The sequence below is a fragment of the Longitalea luteola genome, assembly GCF_017356035.1.
GTDB lineage: Bacteria > Bacteroidota > Bacteroidia > Chitinophagales > Chitinophagaceae > Niastella > Niastella luteola.
Map to the genome: position 1 here is coordinate 387720 of NZ_JAFIQX010000005.1, position 23065 is coordinate 410784.

Consider the following 23065-nt stretch of genomic DNA (forward strand, 5'->3'; position numbering starts at 1 on the left):
TGTACGCAAAGAGGGTTCAGCTTTATGTACGTTTATAAACAACAGATGGTTGTATAAAATGAAGAAATTGATCCAAATTCATGCAAAAATGTTTTTGTGATTAGAACCATCGTAATTTTGGAACCATGGATACTTCTGTGGTGCAGCCGGCGGTTTCAAAAAGAGCAGCCCGCCTGTCGATTGGTACATTCTTTTTTATTGCCGGATTATGTTTTGCCAGTTGGGCTTCGCGCATTCCCGATATAAAATTGCACTTGCATTTAAGTGATGGTGGACTGGGCGCGGTTCTGTTTGCATTACCTGTTGGACTGATGCTTAGTTTACCATTTTCAGGATGGCTGGTGCATCATTTCGGGAGCCGCAAAATGGTTTTGCTGGCTGCTGTAGTGTATCCGCTTTTTTTATGCATGATCGGATTGGTTCAACAAACCTGGCAGCTGGTAGCGGTCTTGTTTGCGTTTGGCCTGGTGGGCAACCTGTTCAATATTGCGGTAAACACCCAGGCCGTAAGCCTTGAAGTATTGTATGGCCGCTCGATCATGGCTTCTTTTCATGGCATCTGGAGCCTGGCAGGTTTTACCGGCGCTTCCATTGGTACGCTCATGATCAATTTTCATCTATCGCCATTCATTCATTTTTGCATTATAACCGGTGCAGCTTATTTGTTTATCATTCTGCTGTACCGCAACACCCTTAAGCAGGATATCAATGCCGGCGATGACCGCCCCTTATTTGCAAAACCCGATAGCACGTTGTTAAAGCTCGGTTTAATTGCAATGTGCTGTATGGTATGTGAGGGCACGATGTTCGACTGGAGCGGCGTGTATTTTCAAAAAGTGGTGGAGGCGCCGAAAGGTTTGATACCGCTTGGGTATACCGCTTTTATGAGTACGATGGCCGGCGGCCGTTTTATCGGTGATAAACTGATCACCCGCCTGGGTACCTTGCGAATCTTGCAATTAAGCGGGTTGGTCATTGCGTGCGGTCTGGCGATCGCTATTGGCTTTCCTACTATAGTTATGGCTACACTGGGTTTTATGCTGGTGGGTATTGGTGTATCTTCTGTGGTGCCTTTGGTGTATGGTGTTGCGGGAAAATCAACGCAGTTCTCACCGGGTGTGGCGCTGGCGGCTGTTTCTACGATCGGTTATCTGGGGTTTTTAGCCGGTCCGCCAATGATAGGTTTTATTGCTGATCTTTCCAGTTTGCGGTGGTCGTTTGCATTGATCGCGTTGCTTGGGTTTACGACGACGATTATTTCGACTAAAACCAAGTTCTAAGTTTTAAGTTCAAAGTTCAAAGTTCAGAGTCAATATCTAAAGTTTGTTCTGCACCAGGCAAATTATTGTCTTTGTTTTTACGATCTTTAAATTTTACTCCTTTTGCGCAAGCTTTCTGTATATAAAGAATCAACCCAAAAATCATTTTTCTGATTTCATTACACAAATGATATAGCTCGTCAAACATTATTTTATCGATATAATTCCTGTCCGACACACGGTATAATTGTGATTGGCATTCACATACAGACCCAAGTGAGATGCATAGAAATTGAATAAATTCCTTATTTCCTCCTCTTCCAAAACCTTCCGCAATGTTGTCCATAATTGAGCCGCTGGAGCCATTGATCTGGTCCTTCAATTTATAATCCTTTGCCAGATCTGTCGTGGTAGAAAGCGAATGGATTTTAGCGCACAGCATTCTTTGCTTTTTGCCAGGCTTTAATTTCTTCGAAGCTGTTAAAAGTAGCCATTTCGAAATTGTTCAAGTGAAGTAATATTATAATGCTACTATAAAGCCTGAGAAATAAATATAAAATTTATTTTATGAATAACAAAAAAAGTTAACTATGAACTATGAACTTTGAACTATGAACTGAGTAACTTTGCAATCCGTTGTCCAATAACGGGAGCAAGTGCAACACCCATGCCGCTCATTCTAACGGCACAAAATACCTGTGGAGATACTTCTTTTACGATCGGTAGCTTTTCATTGCCCATGCCCATGATGCCGCTCCAGCGGTCGGTGATCTGGTACGAATAACCAGGCAGGATATAGGTGCATAGAAAATGTTCCAGCTCCTGTTGAATGGTATTGGTAGTAGTGAGCTCGGTGGTTGTTTCCTCTTCGAAAGCCTTGTTGCGTGCCCCACCGAGCAATACCCGGTTGCCGAGGTTACGGAAGTAATAATAGCCGGCATCAAAGTGAAAAGTGCCCTTGAGTGGCAGATTTTCAATAGGGGAGGTCACTAATACCTGTCCACGCGCAGGAACGATATCCAATGCCGGTAATAACTGCCGGGCAAAGGCATTGGTACATATCAGCAGTTTACTGGTACGCAGGGGCACAAACTGGTTGGTGTACAGTTCAATGTGATCGTTTTGTTTTTCAAAACCGCTGATCTCAATGGCGTTCAGAACGGTGACGCCCATCGATTGTACCGTCTGTAATAATGCCTGGCATAATTTGCCGGAATGCAAATAACCTTCGAGCTTGTTCTCTATCAGATGCGTTACATGATGCAATCCCTGTGCTGCGATCTTTTTATCGGCCCGTTTAAAGGTTTGATTTCTGCCCGTGATATCTTTTAGTAAAGTATTTAAATGCTCTATATCGTGGTCAAGTGAAGTTATTTGCGCTTTTTCGTTACCGGTGAACAGCTCATAACCGCCGCAAAGCTCGAAGTCGATGGTAACCGGCTTAAACACTTTGCGGATGTATTGCAATCCTTTATAGCGCATTTCAACCAGTTGAAGCATATTTTCCTCGCCAAATCGGGCGGCATCTTCAACCAGTTCTGTAACGCTGCCAAAGCAGGCAAAACCTGCATTTCGCGTGCTGGCGCCTGTGGGAATGATGCCCCGGTCTACGATGGCAACAGAAAGTGTGGGATCATTTTTTTTAAGATGCCAGGCGCACCACAAGCCAACCAGGCCGCTGCCCACGATGATCACATCTTTTGGTGCATAAAAACTTTCTTTTTCCCAGATTGATATTTGCATTTTTATAATTTTACGGCTTATTCTTGCAAAAATTAATCAGTAAACAATTGATGATGAAAAAAATTATCCAATTATTATCCTGTGTAATCCTGTTGACCTTTTTCACCAGTTGCGAACATACGCACCAGATCGTGAAAGCCCTGGAACCTTATGCTGCCGGCGCTAATGGCCAGTTAACCACTTCAGAGATAGCGTCTGGCTTAAAGCAGGCCCTTGAAGTAGGCGCCCAGAATTCTGCCAACAGCCTGTCTGCCCTGGACGGCTTCTTTAAAAATGCCGCTATAAAGATATTATTACCGCCGGAAGCGCAAAAAGTGGAGAAGACCCTGCGCGACCTGGGAATGAGCAGTCTGGTAGATAAAGCGATCTTATCGGTGAACCGGGCGGCTGAGGATGCTGCCAAATCTGCTGCGCCTATTTTTATTGATGCTATCAAGACCATGACCATCCAGGATGCGCTGGGCATTTTGAAAGGCGGAGATTTTGCGGCTACCAATTACCTGAAATCAAAGACCACTACATCGTTAACGACCGCTTTCAAACCTGTCATCGAGAACTCGCTGTCAAAGGTAGGTGCAACCAAATATTGGGGCGATGTATTTAATGCCTACAATAAGTTTGCTACCAACAAGGTGAATCCTGATCTGTCGGGATTTGTAACCGGTAAAGCCATTGACGGCATTTTTTACCAGGTAGGTTTGGAAGAGCAAAAGATACGTAAGGATCCTGTTGCGCGGGTGACTGATCTGCTGAAGAAAGTGTTTGGAAGCAAGCAGGCGCAGGGGTCATAGTTCAAAGTTCAAAGTTCAAAGTTCATAGTTCAAAGTTCATAGTTCATAGTTCAAAGTTCATAGTTATTGAGTTATTAGGTCATGAATCGGGCGTGCCGATCCACGATTTCCGATTCACGATTCACGGCATAAAAAAAGACCATCCGCCAGCTGGCAGATGGTCTTTTTTTATGGAAGAGAAATCCTATTAAATGTGAATGGGTTCGCCATAAGCTACTTCGATAGCTTCTTTGACGTTCTCACTCATAGTTGGGTGCGGGTGAATGCTATCCAGCACTTCATGGTAAGTAGTTTCCAGTTTGCGGGCAACTACTGTTTCGGCGATCATTTCGGTTACATTGTAGCCGATCATGTGGGTGCCGAGCCATTCGCCGTATTTAGCGTCGAAGATAACTTTAATGAAACCTTCGTTGTGTCCGGCAGCAGTAGCTTTACCGGCAGCGCTTAACGGGAATTTACCAACCTTGATCTCATAACCGGCATCTTTGGCCTGTTTTTCTGTTAAACCAACAGAAGCAATTTCAGGTGTGCAATAAGTACAGCCCGGAACGTTGCCGTAGTCGAGCGGCTCAGGCTGGTGGTTGAATTTCTTTTCGCCATGAGCAATACTCTCTACGCAAATGATACCTTCTTTGGAAGCTACGTGTGCCAAAGCTTGTCCGGGTACGCAGTCGCCAATAGCGTATACGCCCTGTACATTGGTTTTGTAGTATTTGTCAACAACGATCTTACCTTTCTCTGTTTTTACACCGAGCTCTTCGAGGCCAATGCCTTCGATGTTGGCAGCAACACCAACAGCGCTCAGTACAACGTCAGCTTCCAGGGTAACTTCGCCATCTTTGGTTTTTACTTTGGCTTTAACGCCATTGCCGCTGGTATCTACGCTGGTCACTTCAGAGCTGGTCATGATCTCGATGCCGCCTTTTTTGAAGTTCTTGGCCAGTTCTTTTGAGATCTCTTCATCTTCTACAGGCACGATACGATCCATGAACTCAACGATGGTAACTTTAGTTCCGAGGGCGTTGTAGAAATAACCGAACTCAACACCTATGGCGCCACTACCTACCACGATCATGCTCTTGGGTTGCTGAGGCAGCACCATTGCTTCGCGGTAGCCAATGATCTTTTTACCATCAATTTTCAGGCTGGGCAGTTCGCGGCTGCGTCCGCCGGTAGCCAGAATGATATGTTTAGCTTCAACGATCTGCGTTTTGCCATCGGCGCCTTTTACTTCGATCTGACCTTTGGCTTTCAGTTTACCGAAACCCATGATCACATCGATCTTGTTCTTCTTCATGAGGAAGGTAACGCCTTTGCTCATTTTATCAGCCACACCGCGGCTGCGTTTAATTACTGCCGAAAAATCAGCTGTACCGCTGGCTTCAATACCATAATCTTTTGCGTGCTTGATGTAATCATAAACCTGGGCGCTTTTCAGCAGGGCTTTGGTGGGAATACAGCCCCAGTTCAAACAAATTCCACCCAGACTTTCTTTTTCAATTACAGCGGTTTTGAATCCCAGTTGAGATGCCCGGATAGCTGCCACATATCCGCCGGGGCCGCTTCCGAGAACTACTACGTCGTATGCCATTTCGATTTACGATTTTAGATTTTACGATTTACTGATTCTTCCGGCAGTATTCTATTACTGACTTTCTATTTCACTTTCTAATAAAGACCTGCGAAGCTACTTGAAAATGAGAAAAGAGCAAAAAAAAGGGATGATGTCCTTCGGGGGGCTTATGTAATTATTTTTATTGTGTTACATATTCCTTTTTTTTACACAGGCCTCAGAAAATAGTTAATAACCAGTCACTGGTGTGATCAGGTTGTTTCAATTTATTACCTTCATCTAACAACCTCCGCTATGAAAAAGTTTATTCGCGTTTTTGTATATGTTTTCCTGACGATTATTCTTGTTTTTACTGCATACGCCTTTATCTCAGGCCGTACCTACCTGTTTGAGGCGCTATGGTACAATTTTGCCGATATTGATGATTATAAAAAGTTTTCCAACAACACCGTTACCACCGGGGAGCCGCAACCCTGGCCGCTTTCAGCCAATTATAACCGGAATCCTTTGCCGGGCGAATTGAAAAAAATGCTCGAAGACCTGGAAACCGTTGCTGTGCTGGCCATTAAGAATGATTCCATCCTGTATGAGTTTTACTGGGACGGTTATGGCGATTCTTCTTTGTCGGGTTCTTTTTCCATGGCCAAAAGCATTACCAGCCTGTTGATCGGCGCTGCCCTCAGGGAGGGAAAGATACGGTCGCTCGACGAGCCGGTGGGCAATTATGTACCGGAGTTCAGGACCGGCGACAAGGCCAAACTGCGCATCATCGATCTGCTTACCATGAGCAGCGGCAGTAACTGGGAAGAGTCGTATGCCAACCCATTTTCGGTGACCACCGAGTTATATTACGGGCATAATGCATATAAAACGGCTACCGGCGTTTCCATTATTCATCAGCCTGGTTCGGTGCATTCCTATAAATCGGGCGATACCCAGCTGCTGGCGCTGGTGCTCAAAAAAGCCACCGGAAAATCGCTCAGCGCCTATGCGGCGGAGAAGTTATGGCAGCCCCTGGGGGCAGAACACGCGGCCCTATGGAGCACCGATGATGTGGGCGGCATTGAAAAGGCTTACTGTTGTTTCAATTCCAACGCCCGCGATTTTGCCCGGCTGGGACAACTGATGCTCGATAGTGGCCGGTGGAAGGGCAATGAGATCATTCCCATGGATTACTATCTGAACTCGATAAAACCCTGTATGATTCCAGATACGGAAGGTAAACCCTGTAACTACTATGGGTATCAATGGTGGATCATGCCCAGCACACCCGAGATCTTTTATGCCCGCGGGATCCTGGGACAATACGTTATAGTAATTCCTTCCAAGAAAACAGTCATTGTACGGTTGGGAAAAAAGCGCTCGGAAAAGCGGATCGACAATGCGCCGGCGGAGGTAGATGCATTGATTCGGTGGGGAATGTTGTTTTACTAAATTGGTTGTTTTGTTTATGGGGATAGAGTTTATGGTTTATGGTTTGTGGTTTATGGTTGCTTACTATCCGGCCATCTAAACTATTTCTTTCTGCCCTAAATTTCCGGAAGTAAGCGATTGGTAAACCTTTACGAAGGGCGGAATAACCACAAACAACAAACCACAAACCACAAACCGTTCCAAGCGATTGGTAAACCTTTACGAAGGGCGGAATAACCACAAACAACAAACCACAAACCACAAACCACAAACAACAAACAACAAACCCGTTAATTGCTTGAGTTTCCGGAAGTAAGCGATTGTTAAAGCTTTATCAACAGCGGAAATAACAACCAACCACAAACCATAAACCACAAACTCTTTATTACCTTTGCGGCTCAAATTTTACTATGAAACTGGATTTACTGGCAATAGGCGTTCATCCTGACGATGTGGAGTTGAGCTGTTCGGGAACGATCCTGAATGAAATAAAGCGGGGCAAGAAGGCCGGGATCCTTGATCTTACACAAGGAGAGCTCGGCACCCGGGGAACCATTGAAACACGGTATGCAGAAGCTGCAAAAGCGGCTGAGATCATGGGCGTGCATATGCGCGCCAATCTGAAAATGCGGGACGGCTTTTTCAGGAACGACGAAGAACATCAGTTACAGCTGATCCGTGCCATCAGGACCTACCAGCCTGAGGTGGTGCTGGCGAATGCCCTGGAAGACCGCCATCCTGATCATGGGCGCGCGGGGCAATTGATCGCCACCGCCTGTTTTTTATCGGGACTGGCAAAAATTGAAACCACCGACGAAAGCGGAAGACCACAGGAACGCTGGCGCCCTAAATACATCCTGCATTATTTGCAGGACTGGTATCATGAACCCGATCTGCTCATAGATATTTCTGACGTTTTTGAGCAGCGGATGGAGGCGATTAAGGCTTATACGACCCAGTTCTTCAACCCGGTAAACGGGCATGATGGTCCGCAGACCTATATTTCATCGCCCGATTTCCTGGATAGCATCATCGGCAGAGCCCGCATGATGGGCAAACGTATTGGCGTGAAATATGCGGAAGGATTTATTTGTGAAAAAAAGATCGGGATCAGCAACCTGGATGCTTTGTTGCAGGTTGAAACCTAAGCTGGAAGTTCACGAGTTGACCGGTTGACGAGTTCACAAGTTAATAGGGTAGTGGTTAACAATTTGTATGGTTCCTTGTTATAATGCGGACGTGAATGCCGTCTTTATTGCAGTTGAAATTTAGAGTAAACAGGCTTTTTACTAAAATGGTTACCGGTTACCAGTTCCCGGTAACCGGTAACTGGCAACTGGTAACTAAAAGAAAATGACAAAAGTTAAAATAGGCATGGTGCAAATGAGCTGCACCAACGACAAAGAAGCTAATCTGCAAAAAGCGATCGCTAAAGTACGTGAGGCGGCAGCCAAAGGTGCGCAGATCGTTTGCCTGCAGGAATTGTTCACTTCGCTGTATTTCTGCGATGTGGAGGATTATGACAACTTCAAACTGGCAGAGCCGATCCCTGGTCCGTCGACCGAAGCATTGAGCAAGGTGGCTGCGGAAGTGGGCGTCGTGATCATTGCCTCTTTGTTTGAAAAAAGAACGCAGGGCATTTACCACAATACCACGGCTGTACTGGATGCCGACGGTACTTACCTGGGTAAATACCGCAAAATGCATATTCCGGACGATCCATCATACTACGAGAAATTCTATTTCACGCCGGGCGACCTGGGATATAAAGTATTCAAAACAAAATTCGCCACTATCGGTGTGCTGATCTGCTGGGATCAATGGTATCCTGAAGCAGCGCGCATTACGGCGCTGATGGGCGCAGAAATTTTGTTCTATCCCACCGCTATCGGCTGGGCTACTTCGCAGGATTCAGTTACCAATACCGAGCAGTACAACGCCTGGCAAACCATTCAGCGCGGCCATGCCGTGGCCAATGGCGTGCATGTGGTGAGTGTGAACCGGGTTGGACTGGAGCAGAATGGCGCCATGAAATTCTGGGGTGGTTCTTTTGTGAGCAATCCGTTCGGCACCATTTTATACCAGGCCCCGCACGACCAGGAAGAAGTGCATGTGATAGAGCTTGATACCGAGCTGAGCGATCGCTATCGCACCCACTGGCCGTTCTTACGCGACCGCCGGATAGATTCCTACCAGCCGATCACCAAGCGCTTCATAGATGATGAAGCGTAATTATTGTGAAACGTCAAATCAAAAATAGAGTTTCAGGTTTCAGGTTACATGTTGCAGGGAATACCACCGTCGCGGATGCTGCAACACAAGCAGATCAAAGAGCAGTATGCAATTCGCAATAAAAGCCCCTGAAACCTGGAACTTGAAACCTGCAGCCGGTGGACTTTTAACCCGAAAGTGGGCCGGCTTGCTTAGCCGACGCTCCGCGAAGGCACGGGAGGCAGGCTGTGAACTTTGAACTGTGAACTTTGAACTTTGAACTTTGAACTGTGAACTTTGAACTGTGAACTTTGAACTGTGAACTTTGAACTTTGAACTGTAAACTTTGAACTGTAAACTGGAGCATTATAATGAAGGATAGTCCCACTCCCAAAGAACTAGGTTATTATTTTCCAGCTGAGTTTGCGCCGCATACGGCTACCTGGCTTAGCTGGCCGCATAAAGAAGCATCCTGGCCTGGAAAGATTGAAACCATTTATCCTTTTTACAGCCAGTTTGTAAAGGAAGTGGCGCTGGGTGAAAAAGTGTGCATTAATGTGGTCGATGCCGCGATGAAAGCATTTGCAGAAAAATGCCTTATGGAAGCCGGCGCGAAGATGAGCAATATTCAGTTCTTTATTCATCCTACGAACGATGCCTGGTGCCGTGATCATGGTCCGGCGTTTTTGATAAATCCGCAGGCGGAGATCAAAAAAGTGATCGTTGACTGGGGTTATAATGCCTGGGGTAATAAATATCCTCCTTATGATCTCGACGATGTTATTCCTACTTTAATAGGTAAACACTATAATATTCCGGTATATCATCCCGGTATTGTAATGGAAGGCGGTTCTGTTGAATTTAATGGACAGGGCACCTTACTTACATCTACGGCCTGTTTGTTGAACCCTAACCGTAATCCACACCTTAATCAGCAGCAAATTGAAGGATACCTGTATCAATACTACGGGGTAGAACAGGTGTTATGGGTGGATGAAGGCATTATTGGGGATGATACCGATGGACATATTGATGATACGGTTCGTTTTGTAAATGCGAATACCGTATTGACCGTAGTAGAAGAAAATAAGCAGGATGAGAATTACGAATTGCTGCAGCATAACCTGCGTCAGTTACAACAGATGCGGTTACTGAATGGCCAGCAGCTGAATATCATCGAGCTGCCTATGCCCGATGCGGTGGTATTTGAAGACCAGCGCCTGCCTGCTTCCTATGCCAATTTTTATATTGCCAATGCGGCTGTTGTAGTGCCTACTTATCGTTGTGCACAGGATGACAAAGCGCTGCAGATCATTCAGCAATGTTTCCCTGATCGTAAAGTGATCGGTATCGATTCTACGGAGATCATCTGGGGACTGGGCAGTTTCCACTGTTTAAGCCAGCAGGAACCGGCCGTTTAAGTTCCTTAGTTATTCAGTTATTGAGTTTGTCAGTTAGTTCCAACGTTTACAAATTTAGCTAAAAGCTGAGCCATATTATATTATGGCTTATTTTGTTATGGTAACTTAATAACTCAGGAACTAATAAACTTATCAACTTATAGCTTTTAAAGAATATTCTCCAGGTATTTATAGCCGCTACCCGTATTCAACAACAGGATCTTCTCCGCCCGTTGAACAGTTCCATCGTTAACCAGCTGCAGCAGTCCCTTCCAAAGGGCGCCGCCTTCCGGAGCAACGATCAATCCTTCTTTGCGGGCAATTTCTTTTACAGCACTTACCATATCTGCGTCATTTACGGCCAGGGGCTGCCCTTTTGATTCCCGCAAAACCCGCAGAATCATGTCTTCTGCAAACGGGTTGGGCACGGCCAGTCCATTGGCGGCGGAAGGGCGGCCTACATAGTTCCTGGCATTGGGTTGCAGTCCCTTCCAGGTTTGCACTACCGGCTGGCAGTTCTCGGCCTGTATCGCATACAGGCGGGGCAGTTTTTCGCCTATCCATCCCATTTGTTGCATTTCTTTAAACGCTTTCCACATGCCGATCAGCCCGGTGCCGCCACCTGTGGGGTACAGGATCACATCGGGTAGTGTCCAGTTGCATTGTTCAGCTATTTCATAACCCATGGTCTTTTTCCCTTCCAGGCGGTAAGGTTCTTTCATGGTAGAAATATCAAAGTATGGGTTCGATTCTTTTAACTGCGCCAGTTTTTTAGCACAATCGCTGATCAATCCATCTACCAGTACCAATTCGGCGCCGTATAATTCACACTCATCTTTAAACACCTGCGGCGTATGCCGGGGCATTACCACCACGGCCTTCATGTTGGCCTTGGCACAATACGCTGCCAGCGCGCCGCCGGCATTACCGGCTGTGGGAATAATGCAGGCTGGCAAACCAAACTCTTTTGCTTTGGAAACGGCGGCACTCAGGCCACGGGCTTTGAAAGAACCGGTAGGGTTCTTCGATTCGTCCTTCAAAAACAGATTAGGCAATTCGTAAGCTGCCTGTAAACGTTTTAGTTCAAGAATGGGCGTCATGCCTTCTCCCAGGCTCACAATATTTTCTTCTTCCAGAACGGGCAGTACCTCTTTATACCGCCACATCGTAGCAGGCCGGTTATACACTACCGTTTTAGCCGGCACTTCCGCCAGATTATATTGGGCCACCAACGGTTGCCGGCAACACGGGGAGAAAGTTTGCGGGTGAAAGGCACTATAGGTCTGTGCGCATTGCGAACACGCGAGTTGCGTTAACGAGGTAAGTGATCGTATTGTTCTCATTGTAGTTTTATGACAGGGTAAAAGTAGCAAGCTGCTGCAAGGAGAACGATACCGTTTGCTTATACACTATAACTTTTTGTTATAGTAACTGGTAGCCAGTTTTATGAATAGTTGATTGATGCGATCTGTTTCCGATCCGCGCCGTTGCATAAAATAAAACGCACGATGAATTTGTAAACCAGGAATGGTTAACCGAACGAGTTCGCCGTTCTTAAGCTGCCGGGCTACAGATCGTAAAGGTAAAAAGCCCAGGCATACATCATCGAGCAGGAAGTTCTTCAGCGCTTCTGTTCCTCCCAAAACGATCTTATGTTTAATATCGGCGATGCTGATCCTGCATTTTTGCAGGGCTTCGGTTACGGCGGCTAAAGTGCCTGATCCTCTTTCGCGCAGCGCAACGGGAATGGTCTTTAATTCTTCCGGCGCAATATTCTTTTTTTTCACAAGCTCACTTTTGGCACTGCAAACGGGAATCACTTCATCTGTTAAAAAGAACTGATATTTTACTGAGGTGATGGTGTTTCGTCCTTCAGTAATGGCAAGGTCAATTTCATGGTCGAGCAGCGCTTTGAGAATATTCTCGGAGTTCCGGTTTACCAGTTTCAATTCAATGTTGGGATATTGCTGATGAAAAGCGGAAAAAACGGGTGGAATAACATACAGGGAGATCGTTGTGCTGGTGCCCAGGGTGAGCGAGCCTTTTGCCTGTTGCAGGTTCTTTTGTTTCGTGATATCGAACTCGAGCTGCCGTTGCAGTTCGCGGCCCTGTACTACATACTCAAGCAGTATTTTGCCTTCGCTGGTGAGCGAAACGGTATTGCCCTTGCGTTCGAACAAACTTACTTTATAATGTTTTTCGAGCGATTGTATATGTTTCGTGATAGCCGGCTGACTGATATATAAAATGTCAGCGGCTTTGGAAAAGCTGAGATGGGTGGCTACTTCAAAAAATACTTCGTGACTATAACTGAGCATGTTGAGTATGCCAGTTACCGGGTGCCAGTTACCGGTAACTGGCACCCGGTAACTGGTAACGCGATATTATTCATGTATAGCTACAATGGGTATGTGGCTGTGGTAGGCCAGCTTTTTGGTATGGCTGGTCTTGAACAGTCCACTGAGGAAAGAGCGTTCGCGCGGAACGATAACGATGAGGTCGATATTTTTATCATCGACGAACTGGCTGATGGCGTCAAAGAAATCGTACTGCCTGATGAAATAGAATTCGGGGCCATAGTCTTTCAGCATCAGTTCCAGTTTGGCTCTTTCCGCCTTGAACTCATCAGTAAGCTCAACATAGTGCTCACTATCTACATTCACAATATGCAGGGCGGGTTTAAACAGGTCGAGGGTTGCTTTCAGCGGTGCAACGGGAATGGTAGTATCCACGTCTTTAAAGTCGCTGGCCAGCACTACATTTTTGATCTTGCGGTATTTTGCATCCGGCGGAATGATCAGCACGGGGCAAACGCTTTCTTTAGCCATTTCGAGGGTGTTGCTGCCCATAAAGATCTGTTCGAGCCGGGTAGCGCCGGTGATGCCCATGATCACCATATCAATAGCCTGGTAGCGAACGTAGCGGCTAAGGGTTTCCACGAGGGAGGAACCTTTTTCCATTGCAAACTCAATGGGCACCTGTGCCACCGCCAGCAATTCCTCTTTCAATTGAGTAAGCGCCTGGCTAAGAATGAGGCGGCGGTCGTCATCGTCTTCGGTTAGCGGTGAACCGTCTGACCCGCCGGTGATCTTGTCAGACACATGGATCAGGATGAGCTTTGCATTTTGAATGTCTGCCGCCATTTGTGCAGCAAAACGGGCTGCATTTTTCGATGTATCGGAAAAGTCAGTGGGAACCAGCAGTTTCTTCATGTATTTGATTGTTTTTGGGAAGTTACAAATTAATGATCATTCAATAAAGAGGATCAATCGTTTGCATTAATTTTAAAAGCTGGAGAGCTGATAATTTCCCTAATTTTAAAACCGCCATAATCGTAAATATTCAATGACTAATATGAAACAGATCAGTTTGTTATTTGCCAGTTTCTGGATGATTGCTTCCGCCGTATCCCAAACCACGCAGGAGATATCCATTATCCCGCAGCCGGTTTCCCTTGAAAAAAAGAACACCCGCTTTGTTTTGAACGCTCAAACCAAAATAGCGGCCGATAGTAAAAATGCCGATGTGCAGCGTATCGCCGGCTTCTTTACAGGCCAGGTAAAAAAAGCTACCGGTTTTGCGCTGGGGCAGGCAGCACCGGCAGCTAAAACAAATGTGATCAGTTTTTCGCTGAACCGCACCCCTGATAAATCAATTGGAAAAGAGGGCTACACTTTAGATGTAACCGCCACCGGCGTGCAGATTGCTGCCAACGACGCTGCGGGCTTGTTTTATGGCGTGCAAACCCTGTTGCAGTTGCTGCCCAAGGAAATTGTAAGTGAATCGGTGGTCAAAAAAGCCTCCTGGACCATTCCCGGAGTGCAGATAACCGATTATCCGCGCTTTGCCTGGCGCGGACTGATGTTCGATGTAGCCCGGCACTTCTTCACCAAAGAACAGGTAAAACAGTTCATAGACGATATGGTGCGGTATAAATACAATTTATTGCACTTACACCTTACTGATGACCAGGGCTGGCGCATCGAGATCAAATCGCTGCCTAAGTTGACCGAAGTGGGCGCCTGGCGGGTTGATAAGACCGGTACATTCGGTACATTCACACCCCCTGCTGAAAATGAGCCACGCACTTACGGCGGCTTCTATACCCATAACGATATTAAAGAGCTGGTGCAATATGCGGCCGACCGTTATGTGAACATCCTGCCTGAAGTGGATGTGCCCGGCCATAGCATGGCAATGGTTGCTGCTTACCCGGAACTCTCCTGCACACCGGGCACCTACCGCGTTAACTCGGGCGAAAAATTCATGCAGTGGACCGATACCGGCTTTTATGCACTGATAGATAATACGCTTTGTCCGGCCAATGACAAAGTATACGAGGCGCTTGATAAAGTGTTTACGGAAGTAGCCCAACTGTTCCCGTTCCAATATATTCATATGGGTGGCGATGAATGCGCCAAGAATTTTTGGGAGAAGAGCGATGCCATCAAACAGCTGATGCAGCGGGAGAACCTGAAAGACCTGCATGAAGTGCAAAGTTATTTTGTAAAAAAAGTAGAGAAGATCATTGAATCGAAAGGCAAAAAGATGATAGGCTGGGATGAGATCCTCGAAGGCGGCCTGGCGCCCAATGCGGCTGTTATGAGCTGGCGCGGATCGAAGGGTGGGGCAGAAGCCGCCAGGTTGCAACATGAGGTTGTAATGAGCCCAAACAATCATACTTACATAGACCTGATGCAGGGCGATCCGGCTATTGAACCGCCCGTTTATAAAAGCGTACGGTTGAAATCGTCTTACCAGTTTGAACCGGTGCCCGCAGGTGTAGATCCCAAATTCATCAAGGGCGGACAAGCCAATTTATGGACGGAACAGATCTACAATATGCGCCATTTGCAATATATGGTGTGGCCGCGTGCCTTTGCAGTGGCAGAAAGTGTTTGGTCGCCCGCAGAAAAAAAGAACTGGAACGATTTCATCCGCCGCGTGGAAGATCATTTTGAACGGTTCGATGTGGCCGAGATCAAGTATGCGCCCAGCATGTACGAACCTATTTTCGATGTAAGCAAAGATGGCGAGCTGCTGAAGCTGACGATGAGCACAGAGGTGGAAGGACTGGACATTTATTACAGCTTCGATAATTCATTCCCCGATCGTTTTTATCCCAGGTATACCAAGCCGGTACAGATCCCCAGGGATGCGGTAAATGTTCGGGTGATCACGTATAAAGGAAAAGAACCTGCCGGCCGCATGATCACAATTCCGGTGGCTGAGCTAAGAAAACGTGCTGACAAGAAAAAATAATGTGGTAATCTGATAATACAAAAGATCCGATGGCCAGGGCCATCGGATCTTTTGTATTTAAAAATAAAATAGGAACGCCGGCCGTACTATGTTTAATCCTTCACGTGTACATGGGCGTTCCCCTGGCAAGAAGATATTTTATACTAGAAAAGTAAAATCGATTTTAAAAAATAACGTTCGGCCTTTTCAAGTTAACGGCAAAATATTATTTGTCCTAATATCTAATATGATGATTATGCTAAGTTTTTACAGGCATGATTGAGCGATTTACCTGCTGTTTTTGCACAGCTTTGCCCTGCAAAATTAATGTTAGCACATGCGATCTATACAGGTAACCCGAATAGTTAACTGAAGGCGCAACGGATTTATTGCATGATGTGTCAATTAAAAAGATCATCGGCCCTGTATAACAAGGTGATGATTAACCGCTAAGCTGACATAGTGGTTCTGCATCTGTATTTTTACGGGTTACGATTAATCAATCATTGCGAAAGTCCTGGCGGTACCCGTCGGGACTTTTTGTAGAAATAATGTCTCAGGTTGACAGTCACTACAATTGTTGAAATGGCGTCAGTTTGGGGTTTACAGTTTCCTTAACAGCGTTTATTGGCCGAATTGTGGTCAGGCACAAATAATGTAGCCTTGGTGTAGTTACTAAAAACAACAATATTCAAATAGGTAAGTTAAGGGGTATTATCATCACAAAGGCTTCTCCCGGTTTTTCCGGGAGGGCCTTTTTTCGTTCAGGCAGGGCAGAAGCAACAAAAAAGCGTCCCGGCGGGGCCAGAACGCTTTTTGTATATGTGTAACCAGTTTATTTTGTTAAGCTGGCGGCTTATTAAGCCATTTTCTTTTTCAGGTTAGCATCGATCGCATCCAGGAATTCTTCAGTATACAGGTAGTGTTTTCCATGTTCTACTTTATTTCCATGAATACAAACGGCCAAATCTTTAGTCATTTTGCCACTTTCAACTGTTTCTATACAGGTAGACTCTAATGTGTTGCAGAAGTCGATAAGGGCCTGGTTGCCGTCCAGTTTACCGCGGAAGGCCAAACCTCTTGTCCATGCAAAGATCGAAGCGATGGGGTTGGTGCTGGTACGTTTACCAGCCTGGTGGTCGCGGTAGTGACGGGTAACAGTACCGTGGGCTGCTTCGGCTTCCATGGTCTTGCCGTCAGGAGTGATCAATACTGAGGTCATTAAGCCCAGAGAACCAAATCCTTGTGCAACGGTGTCGCTTTGAACGTCGCCATCGTAGTTCTTACAGGCCCAAACGAAATTACCGTTCCATTTCAGGGCGCTGGCTACCATGTCATCGATCAGGCGGTGTTCGTACACGATATTGGCTTCCTGGAACGCCTGTTTGAACTCATTGTCAAAGATCTCCTGGAAGATATCCTTGAAACGGCCATCGTATTTTTTCAAAATGGTGTTTTTTGTACTCAAATACAACGGCCATTTTTTGTTCAGGGCCATGTTGAAGCAGCTGCGGGCAAAACCCTTGATGCTTTCGTCGGTGTTGTACATGGTGAGGGCCACGCCATCGCCTTTGAAGTTGAATACTTCAAACGTTTGTGGTTCGCCGCCATCTTCAGGGGTAAAGGTCATAGTAAGTTTACCTTTTCCTTTGATCACGGAATCAGTAGCGCGGTACTGGTCGCCAAAAGCGTGACGGCCAACGATGATCGGAGCGGTCCAGTTGGTAACAAGGCGGGGAATATTGTTGATTACGATAGGTTCACGGAATACAGTACCATCGAGAATGTTACGGATGGTACCATTGGGGCTCTTCCACATTTGTTTCAGGGAGAACTCTTTTACGCGGGCTTCGTCGGGTGTGATAGTAGCACATTTGATTCCAACACCATACTGTTTGATAGCATTGGCGGCATCAATAGTTACCTGGTCATTGGTTTTGTCGCGGTATTCAATACCCAGGTCGTAATACTTAATATCGACGTTAATGTAGGGAAGGATGAGTTTATCCTTGATGAACTTCCAGATAATGCGTGTCATTTCATCGCCATCCAGTTCTACAACAGGATTCTGTACATTGATTTTTTGTGCCATAAATGCTTTTTTTTGCCTTCAAATAAGGGTGCAAACCTACAGCAGAATGGCCAAATGTGCAAAAGGCTTTTTAGCGCCCAACCAGTACAGGTGTATGATGTTTTCCATAGCGCCGGTACATAGTAGTACCTAAAAAAGGGAAGCTCCCGGCTAAACGGCTACAACAATTGTTGATAAACTATAACTTGCAATATGGTTGCTATATTACAAAAATATATAGACCAGTTCATTGATCTTCCGGCTGAAGAACTGGAAGCGCTCATCAATTCCATTGAAGTAAGATCTGTTGATAAGAAAGTTCGGCTCACCGATGTTAATGAAACGGAGAAGTACTTATATTTCGTAATTAAAGGGCTGGCGCGTAAGTTTTTCTATAAAGGCAAAGAAGAGATCATTACCCAGATAGCCAAAGAAGGTGAATTGATCTCCTCCTCCGTGTCGTATTTTTCTGGAATGCCTTCAGGATATGTGGTAGAAACCATTGAGCCCACTACGTTTTACTCGCTTCACCATGACAGGGCAGAACAGTTGTATAGCCGGTACCCTAAGCTCGAACGCCTCAGCCGTTTGATCATTACCGAGCTGTTCCTGCAAAAAGAGGTTTGGGAGCTGGAACGCATCCGGTTCAGTACAAAAGAACGATTTTTACGTTTTATGACCGATAATCCGGAACTGTTTCAGCGGGTGCCGCAAAAATACCTGGCATCCTACCTGAACATAAAACCGGAAACATTCAGCCGGCTGAAGCATTTGCTGAGAACCAAAAAAAGCTCAGATGCTCCTTATCTTAAATGATGTTTTTTTATGGGGGATAAAAATATTGTTGCCAGGGAATGCTACGAACAGTTACTGGCACACCTGCAGCGGTTTTCGCCAATCAGCCGCGAAGGGATTGAACAATTAATACCTTACCTGGAGATCCGCCGTTTCGATAAAAAAAAGAAACTGGTAAACCAGGGCGACATGGAGGATTATCTAAATGTCGTGATCAAAGGGCTCGTACGCAAATACATTCCATCTTCCATAAGGGGTGAAGTAACCCTGCAACTGGCCACCGAAGGCCATTTTATTCAATCAGAACTTTCCTTCCATCACCGGGTTCCCTCTGAAGTGGTTATTCAAACCCTGGAACCAACCGTACTGGTGTCGGTCAGGTTCGACCGTATGCAGGAAGCAATGGATAAAGTGCCGGAAGCCGAAACATTGGGCCGCGCCATTATCATGCAGATGTTCATTAAAAAAGACAGCCGCTATTTCGAGCAGTTAAAAACATCTACCCGCGCGCGTTTTATCGAATACATGAACACGCACCCGCATATGCTGCAACGCGTGCCTCAAAAAGTACTTGCTTCTTACCTCAATATAAAACCAGAAACTTTCAGCCGGTTAAAGCACTTACTGTATCTAAAAAAATAGTTCATTGGTTCCTGAGTTATTAAGTTATTAAGTTATTAAGTTCTTTAGTTCTTTAGTTCATGAACTCATAACCTTTTTCAAAACTGAATAACTTATGAACTGAATAACTGATGAACTGAACAACTTAAAGATTAACCACAAGGATGGGGATCTTCAATTCATGCCTCACAGAGTTAATTGTTTCCCCGTATAACCAGTCTTTGATACCGCTGTGCCGGTGAGCGCCTATAACCAGCATATCGGCGCCGGATTCCTTAATAATGCGAATGATCTCCCCGGCCCGGTGCCTGAAGCCCAGATGACAGGTTGCTGTAAGGCCCTGCTCCCGCAGCTGTTGCATATAGGACTGCAGGCGGGCTTCATCGTGCCTGGTTTCATAATCGTCACTTTCCTTACCCAATATTCGGGCAGAAGCACTTTCCACAACATGGATGAGCACATATTCGGCATTGCCATGTCCCTGCCCAATGGCGTGCGCCAGCAGCGTATCGTCGTGCTCCCCGAAGTCGAGGGCCACTGCAATCTTTTTGTAGGTTGGAATATGGAGCGTATTTAATCCTTCCATCTGCGGGTGCATTTGAATGCTGCCTGCTTTCAGGCGTTTGCTGAATACCGGGTAGAAAATAATATAAAGCAAGAGCGCCAGGAAAACCACTCCACCTGTAATGATCAGTGCTTTCCAGAAAATATTGGTTGACCCGGCAAAAAAGGAACTGGCTTCATTCACCAGCATGCGAATATTCAGGTACACGAGTATGGTGGTAACGATCCAGGCTATAACCTGTACAACAGGTTTAATGGCGTAGTCGCCCATGGTCTTTTTATCGCTTACAAAGTGAATGAGCGGAATGATGGCAAAGCCCAGTTGCATACTTAAAATAACCTGGCTTAACACCAGCAGGGCGTCCACTTCCTTTTCACCCGCAATGGCAATGACCAGGATGGCCGGAACAATGGCCAGTAAACGGGTGAGTAGTCGTCGCATCCAGGGATTAATGCGCAGGCGAAGATAGCCTTCCATTACGATCTGTCCGGCCAGCGTGCCAGTCACCGTAGAGCTTTGTCCGGCGGCGATCAGCGCAACGGCAAACAGCACCGGCGCAACCGATGAGCCTAATAAACCCGACAGCAATTGATGGGCCTGCTTGATCTCGGCTACTTCAACCATGCCCTTTTTAAAGAAGGTGGTAGCAGCCAGAATTAATATGGCAGCGTTTACGAGAAATGCCACATTGAGGGCTACGGCCGAATCGATGAAACTCCATTTCAGCGCTTGTTTTATGCCTTCTTTTGTTTTGGCGATCTTGCGGGTTTGCACCAGTGCAGAATGTAAATACAAATTGTGTGGCATTACCGTAGCGCCGATGATACCAATGGCAATGTACAACGCCTGGTCATTGGGCAGGGTAGGCACTAACCCGGTAGCTATTTCACCTAAGACCGGTTTGGCAATAAGTATCTCTACAAGGAATGAAACGCCAACAATAGCTACCAGTCCAATGATGAATGCTTCCATTTTACGAATGCCGAGCCTTTGCAGGAACAGTAATAAGAAGGTATCGAATACGGTGATGGCTACGCCCCAGATCAGCGGTAAACCTGTTAACAGGTTAATACCGATGGCCATACCCAGCACTTCAGCCAGGTCGGTAGCGGCAATAGCTACTTCGGCGAGGATATAGAGGATAAAGTTTACCGGGCGGGGGTAGGTTTCGCGGTTAGCCTGCGCCAGGTCGCGGCCGCGCACAATACCCAGCCGGGCCGAAAGGCTTTGCAGCAGCAGGGCCATCAGGTTACTCATCAATAACACCCAGATGAGGGCATAACCAAAGCGGCTGCCGCCTGCCAGGTCGGTGGCCCAGTTGCCGGGGTCCATATACCCTACGCTCACCAGGTAGGCCGGACCAAAAAAAGCCAGGATGCGGCGCCAGCCAACGCTTTTTTTACTGATATCAACCGATTCGTGCACCTCACTTAACGAAGCATCTCCTTTTATTCTATTCATCATATTTCACAAATACGTTTTTTGCTACATGTTCACTAATGGTTACCGGGGACTGATTCTTTATTTTCAATTCAATCGAATTGTCAAAGGCGAATTTTTTCTTTACTTCCAGCCGCGTACCCAGGGCGATATGCTTATGATTTAGCAGTTCCAGGATCTCGGCCGACTGGTCGCCAATGCCGCTCACTTCTGCAATTTGGTTAATGGGCAGGTTCAGCAGGTCTACCTGCCGGGTAAGCGTCCACCGGCCCTGGCTGTCGGGAATAGGATCGCCGTGCGGATCGGTTTTGGGATATCCTAAAAATTCATCGAGGCGGTCGATCAGTTTCTTGCTGCTGATGTGTTCCAGTTCCTCTGCAATTTCATGCACTTCATCCCAGCCAAAGCGTAATTTTTCAACCAGGAAAAATTCCCATAACCGGTGTTTACGAATGATCTGCAGGGCCACTTTGCGTCCTTCGGTGTTCAGCTTAAAGCCCTTGTATTTTTCATACAATAGTAATTTTTGCGCCTTCAGCTTTTTGAGCATATCGGTCACCGAAGCAGGGCGGGTTTGCATTTCACTGGCAACATCGTTCGTGGTTACCGTGCCATGTATCTCCTGCAGGTGAAAGATCGCTTTCAGGTAATTTTCTCTGCTGCTCGAATATTTAGGACCCATACGCTTGTTGTTTTATATAACGAATACACCCGCTTTTATTGCTTACCTAAAATAAAATTTAGACAAATCTAAAAAATAAATTTCCTACATCCAAACAATGCAGCGGTAATTAACACGTTGCTGCCCTTCCGTTGCTTCCCGGCAGTGGCATAAATTATGAGTGATACCCTAATTGGTGCGCAGGCGTGGAAGAGGCCCTTTTCTTTCGGAAGTGATAATGAATGCGTATTTTTATCCATCAATAGCTATCGGATATTGTATGAAGAAGTATCTATTAAGTCTGGGTTTGATATTGTTATTATTTGCATGCAAGGACGAGAAAACAACTTTACAGGCAGGTGATATAGAAACAGCTGCAGATTTCGTTGCCTTTTACCCCGAAGCATCCCTGCCCTTTATTGTAGCTGATACCATGCTGGCAAAGAAGCAGAACGACTCAATGGCTATAGCGTTGAATACGTTTTCGAAATTTATTCCTGATAGTATATGGCGAAAAGACTTTGGCAAAACGGCCACGCCTAAATTTTATGCATTGGGAAGAACAAAAGAAAAAGAGAAAGAAAGTTATTTGTTCACGGCTGTTGTAGCGGGCAGCAAAAAGGTGGTGTACCTGGCCACTTTCAATAAGGAGAACAAGTTCTTACAGGCCATGCCCATTCTCAAGACCGGCTTTGACAGGTATACTTCTGCATACGGCCTGCTCGATTCAAAATTCCAGATCACCACATACCGGGAAACCAGGGCTTCTGCTGATGAAATTCGGTATAAACGGAACGTTTACTTCTATGACCGGAACGGGGATAATTTTACCCTAATTGTTACAGAGCCCAATGAAGACATAATTGAGGATGTAGTGAATCCTATTGATACTTTGCCGGCCAGCAATAAATTTTCAGGCGACTATATAGTTAATGAAAAGAATTTCGTTTCCATAAGAGATGGAAGGAATGCCTCCGAAATGGTATTCTTTATTCATTTTGAGAAAAGTGGCGGAAAATGCAATGGCGAATTGAAAGGAACCGGCCGTTTTATTTCACCAACTGTGGCACAATTTGTTAAAAGTGATAATCCCTGTTCGCTGGAGTTTACGTTTACCAGCAGTAAAGTGACCCTGAAAGAAAAAGGCGGGTGTGGTACATACCGGGATATACAATGCTTTTTTAGTGGAAGTTATCCGAAAAAGAAAGCGTCAAAAGCTAAAAAGCAGTAGCAGCATTAATATCGCGCACCATCACATACTAACATTCATTAGTGATAACA

At 45.9% G+C, this 23065-nt stretch carries 19 protein-coding genes; 10 read left to right on the forward strand and 9 right to left on the reverse strand.

Translation table 11 applies throughout. From position 1 onward, the window contains the following. The first annotated feature begins 125 nt into the window (after positions 1-125). Positions 126-1280 carry an MFS transporter gene (locus JUB15_RS15665; protein WP_207513430.1) on the forward strand — a complete coding sequence of 385 codons (1155 nt, stop codon included), beginning with the start codon at positions 126-128 and terminating at the stop codon, positions 1278-1280. Between the two features lie 16 nt (positions 1281-1296). On the opposite strand, the gene JUB15_RS15670 is transcribed toward JUB15_RS15665, so the two are convergent. Together JUB15_RS15670 and JUB15_RS15675 are read right to left on the reverse strand one after the other, a co-directional pair. Beyond that, a complete protein-coding gene (locus tag JUB15_RS15670) occupies positions 1297-1701 on the reverse strand; it encodes a four helix bundle protein (protein WP_242696361.1) in 405 nt (134 codons plus the stop codon). A 167-nt stretch (positions 1702-1868) separates the two neighbouring features. Beyond that, complete coding sequence (locus JUB15_RS15675; protein WP_369411545.1) at positions 1869-3035, reverse strand: NAD(P)/FAD-dependent oxidoreductase; 1167 nt, start codon at positions 3033-3035, stop codon at positions 1869-1871. Positions 3036-3055: 20 nt separating this feature from the next. Between JUB15_RS15675 and JUB15_RS15680 the strand changes: the two genes are divergently transcribed. After that, the gene (locus tag JUB15_RS15680; RefSeq protein WP_207513432.1) at positions 3056-3793 is read left to right on the forward strand and encodes a DUF4197 domain-containing protein; all 738 of its coding nucleotides are present in this window, start codon (positions 3056-3058) and stop codon (positions 3791-3793) included. A 187-nt stretch (positions 3794-3980) separates the two neighbouring features. Here JUB15_RS15680 and lpdA read toward each other — a convergent pair whose 3' ends face one another. Next, positions 3981-5384 carry a dihydrolipoyl dehydrogenase gene (lpdA, locus tag JUB15_RS15685; RefSeq protein ID WP_207513433.1) on the reverse strand — a complete coding sequence of 468 codons (1404 nt, stop codon included), beginning with the start codon at positions 5382-5384 and terminating at the stop codon, positions 3981-3983. A gap of 276 nt (positions 5385-5660) precedes the next feature. On the opposite strand from lpdA, the gene JUB15_RS15690 reads away from it, so the two are divergent. The 4 genes from JUB15_RS15690 to JUB15_RS15705 all read left to right on the forward strand — a co-directional run bounded on the left by JUB15_RS15690 (position 5661) and on the right by JUB15_RS15705 (position 10411). Next, positions 5661-6800: a serine hydrolase domain-containing protein gene (locus JUB15_RS15690; protein WP_207513434.1), complete on the forward strand. Its 1140-nt coding sequence runs from the start codon at positions 5661-5663 to the stop codon at positions 6798-6800. A gap of 389 nt (positions 6801-7189) precedes the next feature. Beyond that, positions 7190-7927 carry a bacillithiol biosynthesis deacetylase BshB1 gene (gene bshB1 / locus JUB15_RS15695; protein ID WP_207513435.1) on the forward strand — a complete coding sequence of 246 codons (738 nt, stop codon included), beginning with the start codon at positions 7190-7192 and terminating at the stop codon, positions 7925-7927. Between the two features lie 205 nt (positions 7928-8132). Then, positions 8133-9011 carry a carbon-nitrogen hydrolase gene (locus JUB15_RS15700; RefSeq protein WP_207513436.1) on the forward strand — a complete coding sequence of 293 codons (879 nt, stop codon included), beginning with the start codon at positions 8133-8135 and terminating at the stop codon, positions 9009-9011. A 350-nt stretch (positions 9012-9361) separates the two neighbouring features. Further along, positions 9362-10411 carry an agmatine deiminase family protein gene (locus JUB15_RS15705; RefSeq protein WP_207513437.1) on the forward strand — a complete coding sequence of 350 codons (1050 nt, stop codon included), beginning with the start codon at positions 9362-9364 and terminating at the stop codon, positions 10409-10411. A gap of 146 nt (positions 10412-10557) precedes the next feature. Here JUB15_RS15705 and JUB15_RS15710 read toward each other — a convergent pair whose 3' ends face one another. The 3 genes from JUB15_RS15710 to JUB15_RS15720 all read right to left on the reverse strand — a co-directional run bounded on the left by JUB15_RS15710 (position 10558) and on the right by JUB15_RS15720 (position 13602). Further along, positions 10558-11733: a threonine synthase gene (locus JUB15_RS15710; protein WP_207513438.1), complete on the reverse strand. Its 1176-nt coding sequence runs from the start codon at positions 11731-11733 to the stop codon at positions 10558-10560. Between the two features lie 66 nt (positions 11734-11799). Next, positions 11800-12708, reverse strand: a complete 909-nt coding sequence (locus JUB15_RS15715; RefSeq protein ID WP_207513439.1) for a LysR substrate-binding domain-containing protein — start codon at positions 12706-12708, stop codon at positions 11800-11802. A 66-nt stretch (positions 12709-12774) separates the two neighbouring features. Continuing rightward, positions 12775-13602 carry a universal stress protein gene (locus JUB15_RS15720; protein ID WP_207513440.1) on the reverse strand — a complete coding sequence of 276 codons (828 nt, stop codon included), beginning with the start codon at positions 13600-13602 and terminating at the stop codon, positions 12775-12777. A gap of 142 nt (positions 13603-13744) precedes the next feature. On the opposite strand from JUB15_RS15720, the gene JUB15_RS15725 reads away from it, so the two are divergent. Then, on the forward strand, positions 13745-15652 hold the full coding sequence (locus JUB15_RS15725; protein ID WP_207513441.1) for a beta-N-acetylhexosaminidase: 1908 nt from the start codon (positions 13745-13747) through the stop codon (positions 15650-15652). 838 nt (positions 15653-16490) lie between these two features. On the opposite strand, the gene JUB15_RS15730 is transcribed toward JUB15_RS15725, so the two are convergent. Then, positions 16491-17723 (reverse strand): isocitrate dehydrogenase (NADP(+)), encoded by a 1233-nt coding sequence (locus JUB15_RS15730; protein ID WP_207513442.1) that lies wholly within the window; start codon positions 17721-17723, stop codon positions 16491-16493. 192 nt (positions 17724-17915) lie between these two features. Here JUB15_RS15730 and JUB15_RS15735 point away from each other — a divergent pair, with 192 nt between their 5' ends. Continuing rightward, the gene (locus JUB15_RS15735) at positions 17916-18518 is read left to right on the forward strand and encodes a Crp/Fnr family transcriptional regulator (RefSeq protein ID WP_205512888.1); all 603 of its coding nucleotides are present in this window, start codon (positions 17916-17918) and stop codon (positions 18516-18518) included. A gap of 9 nt (positions 18519-18527) precedes the next feature. Next, on the forward strand, positions 18528-19139 hold the full coding sequence (locus JUB15_RS15740) for a Crp/Fnr family transcriptional regulator (RefSeq protein WP_207513443.1): 612 nt from the start codon (positions 18528-18530) through the stop codon (positions 19137-19139). Positions 19140-19263: 124 nt separating this feature from the next. On the opposite strand, the gene JUB15_RS15745 is transcribed toward JUB15_RS15740, so the two are convergent. Then, the gene (locus tag JUB15_RS15745; RefSeq protein WP_242696362.1) at positions 19264-21147 is read right to left on the reverse strand and encodes an Nramp family divalent metal transporter; all 1884 of its coding nucleotides are present in this window, start codon (positions 21145-21147) and stop codon (positions 19264-19266) included. Then, on the reverse strand, positions 21137-21805 hold the full coding sequence (locus tag JUB15_RS15750) for a metal-dependent transcriptional regulator (RefSeq protein WP_207513444.1): 669 nt from the start codon (positions 21803-21805) through the stop codon (positions 21137-21139). The genes JUB15_RS15745 and JUB15_RS15750 overlap by 11 nt, the downstream gene beginning before the upstream one ends. Positions 21806-22064: 259 nt before the next feature. Between JUB15_RS15750 and JUB15_RS15755 the strand changes: the two genes are divergently transcribed. Beyond that, positions 22065-23015 (forward strand): hypothetical protein, encoded by a 951-nt coding sequence (locus tag JUB15_RS15755; RefSeq protein ID WP_207513445.1) that lies wholly within the window; start codon positions 22065-22067, stop codon positions 23013-23015. The last annotated feature ends 50 nt before the right edge of the window (positions 23016-23065 follow it).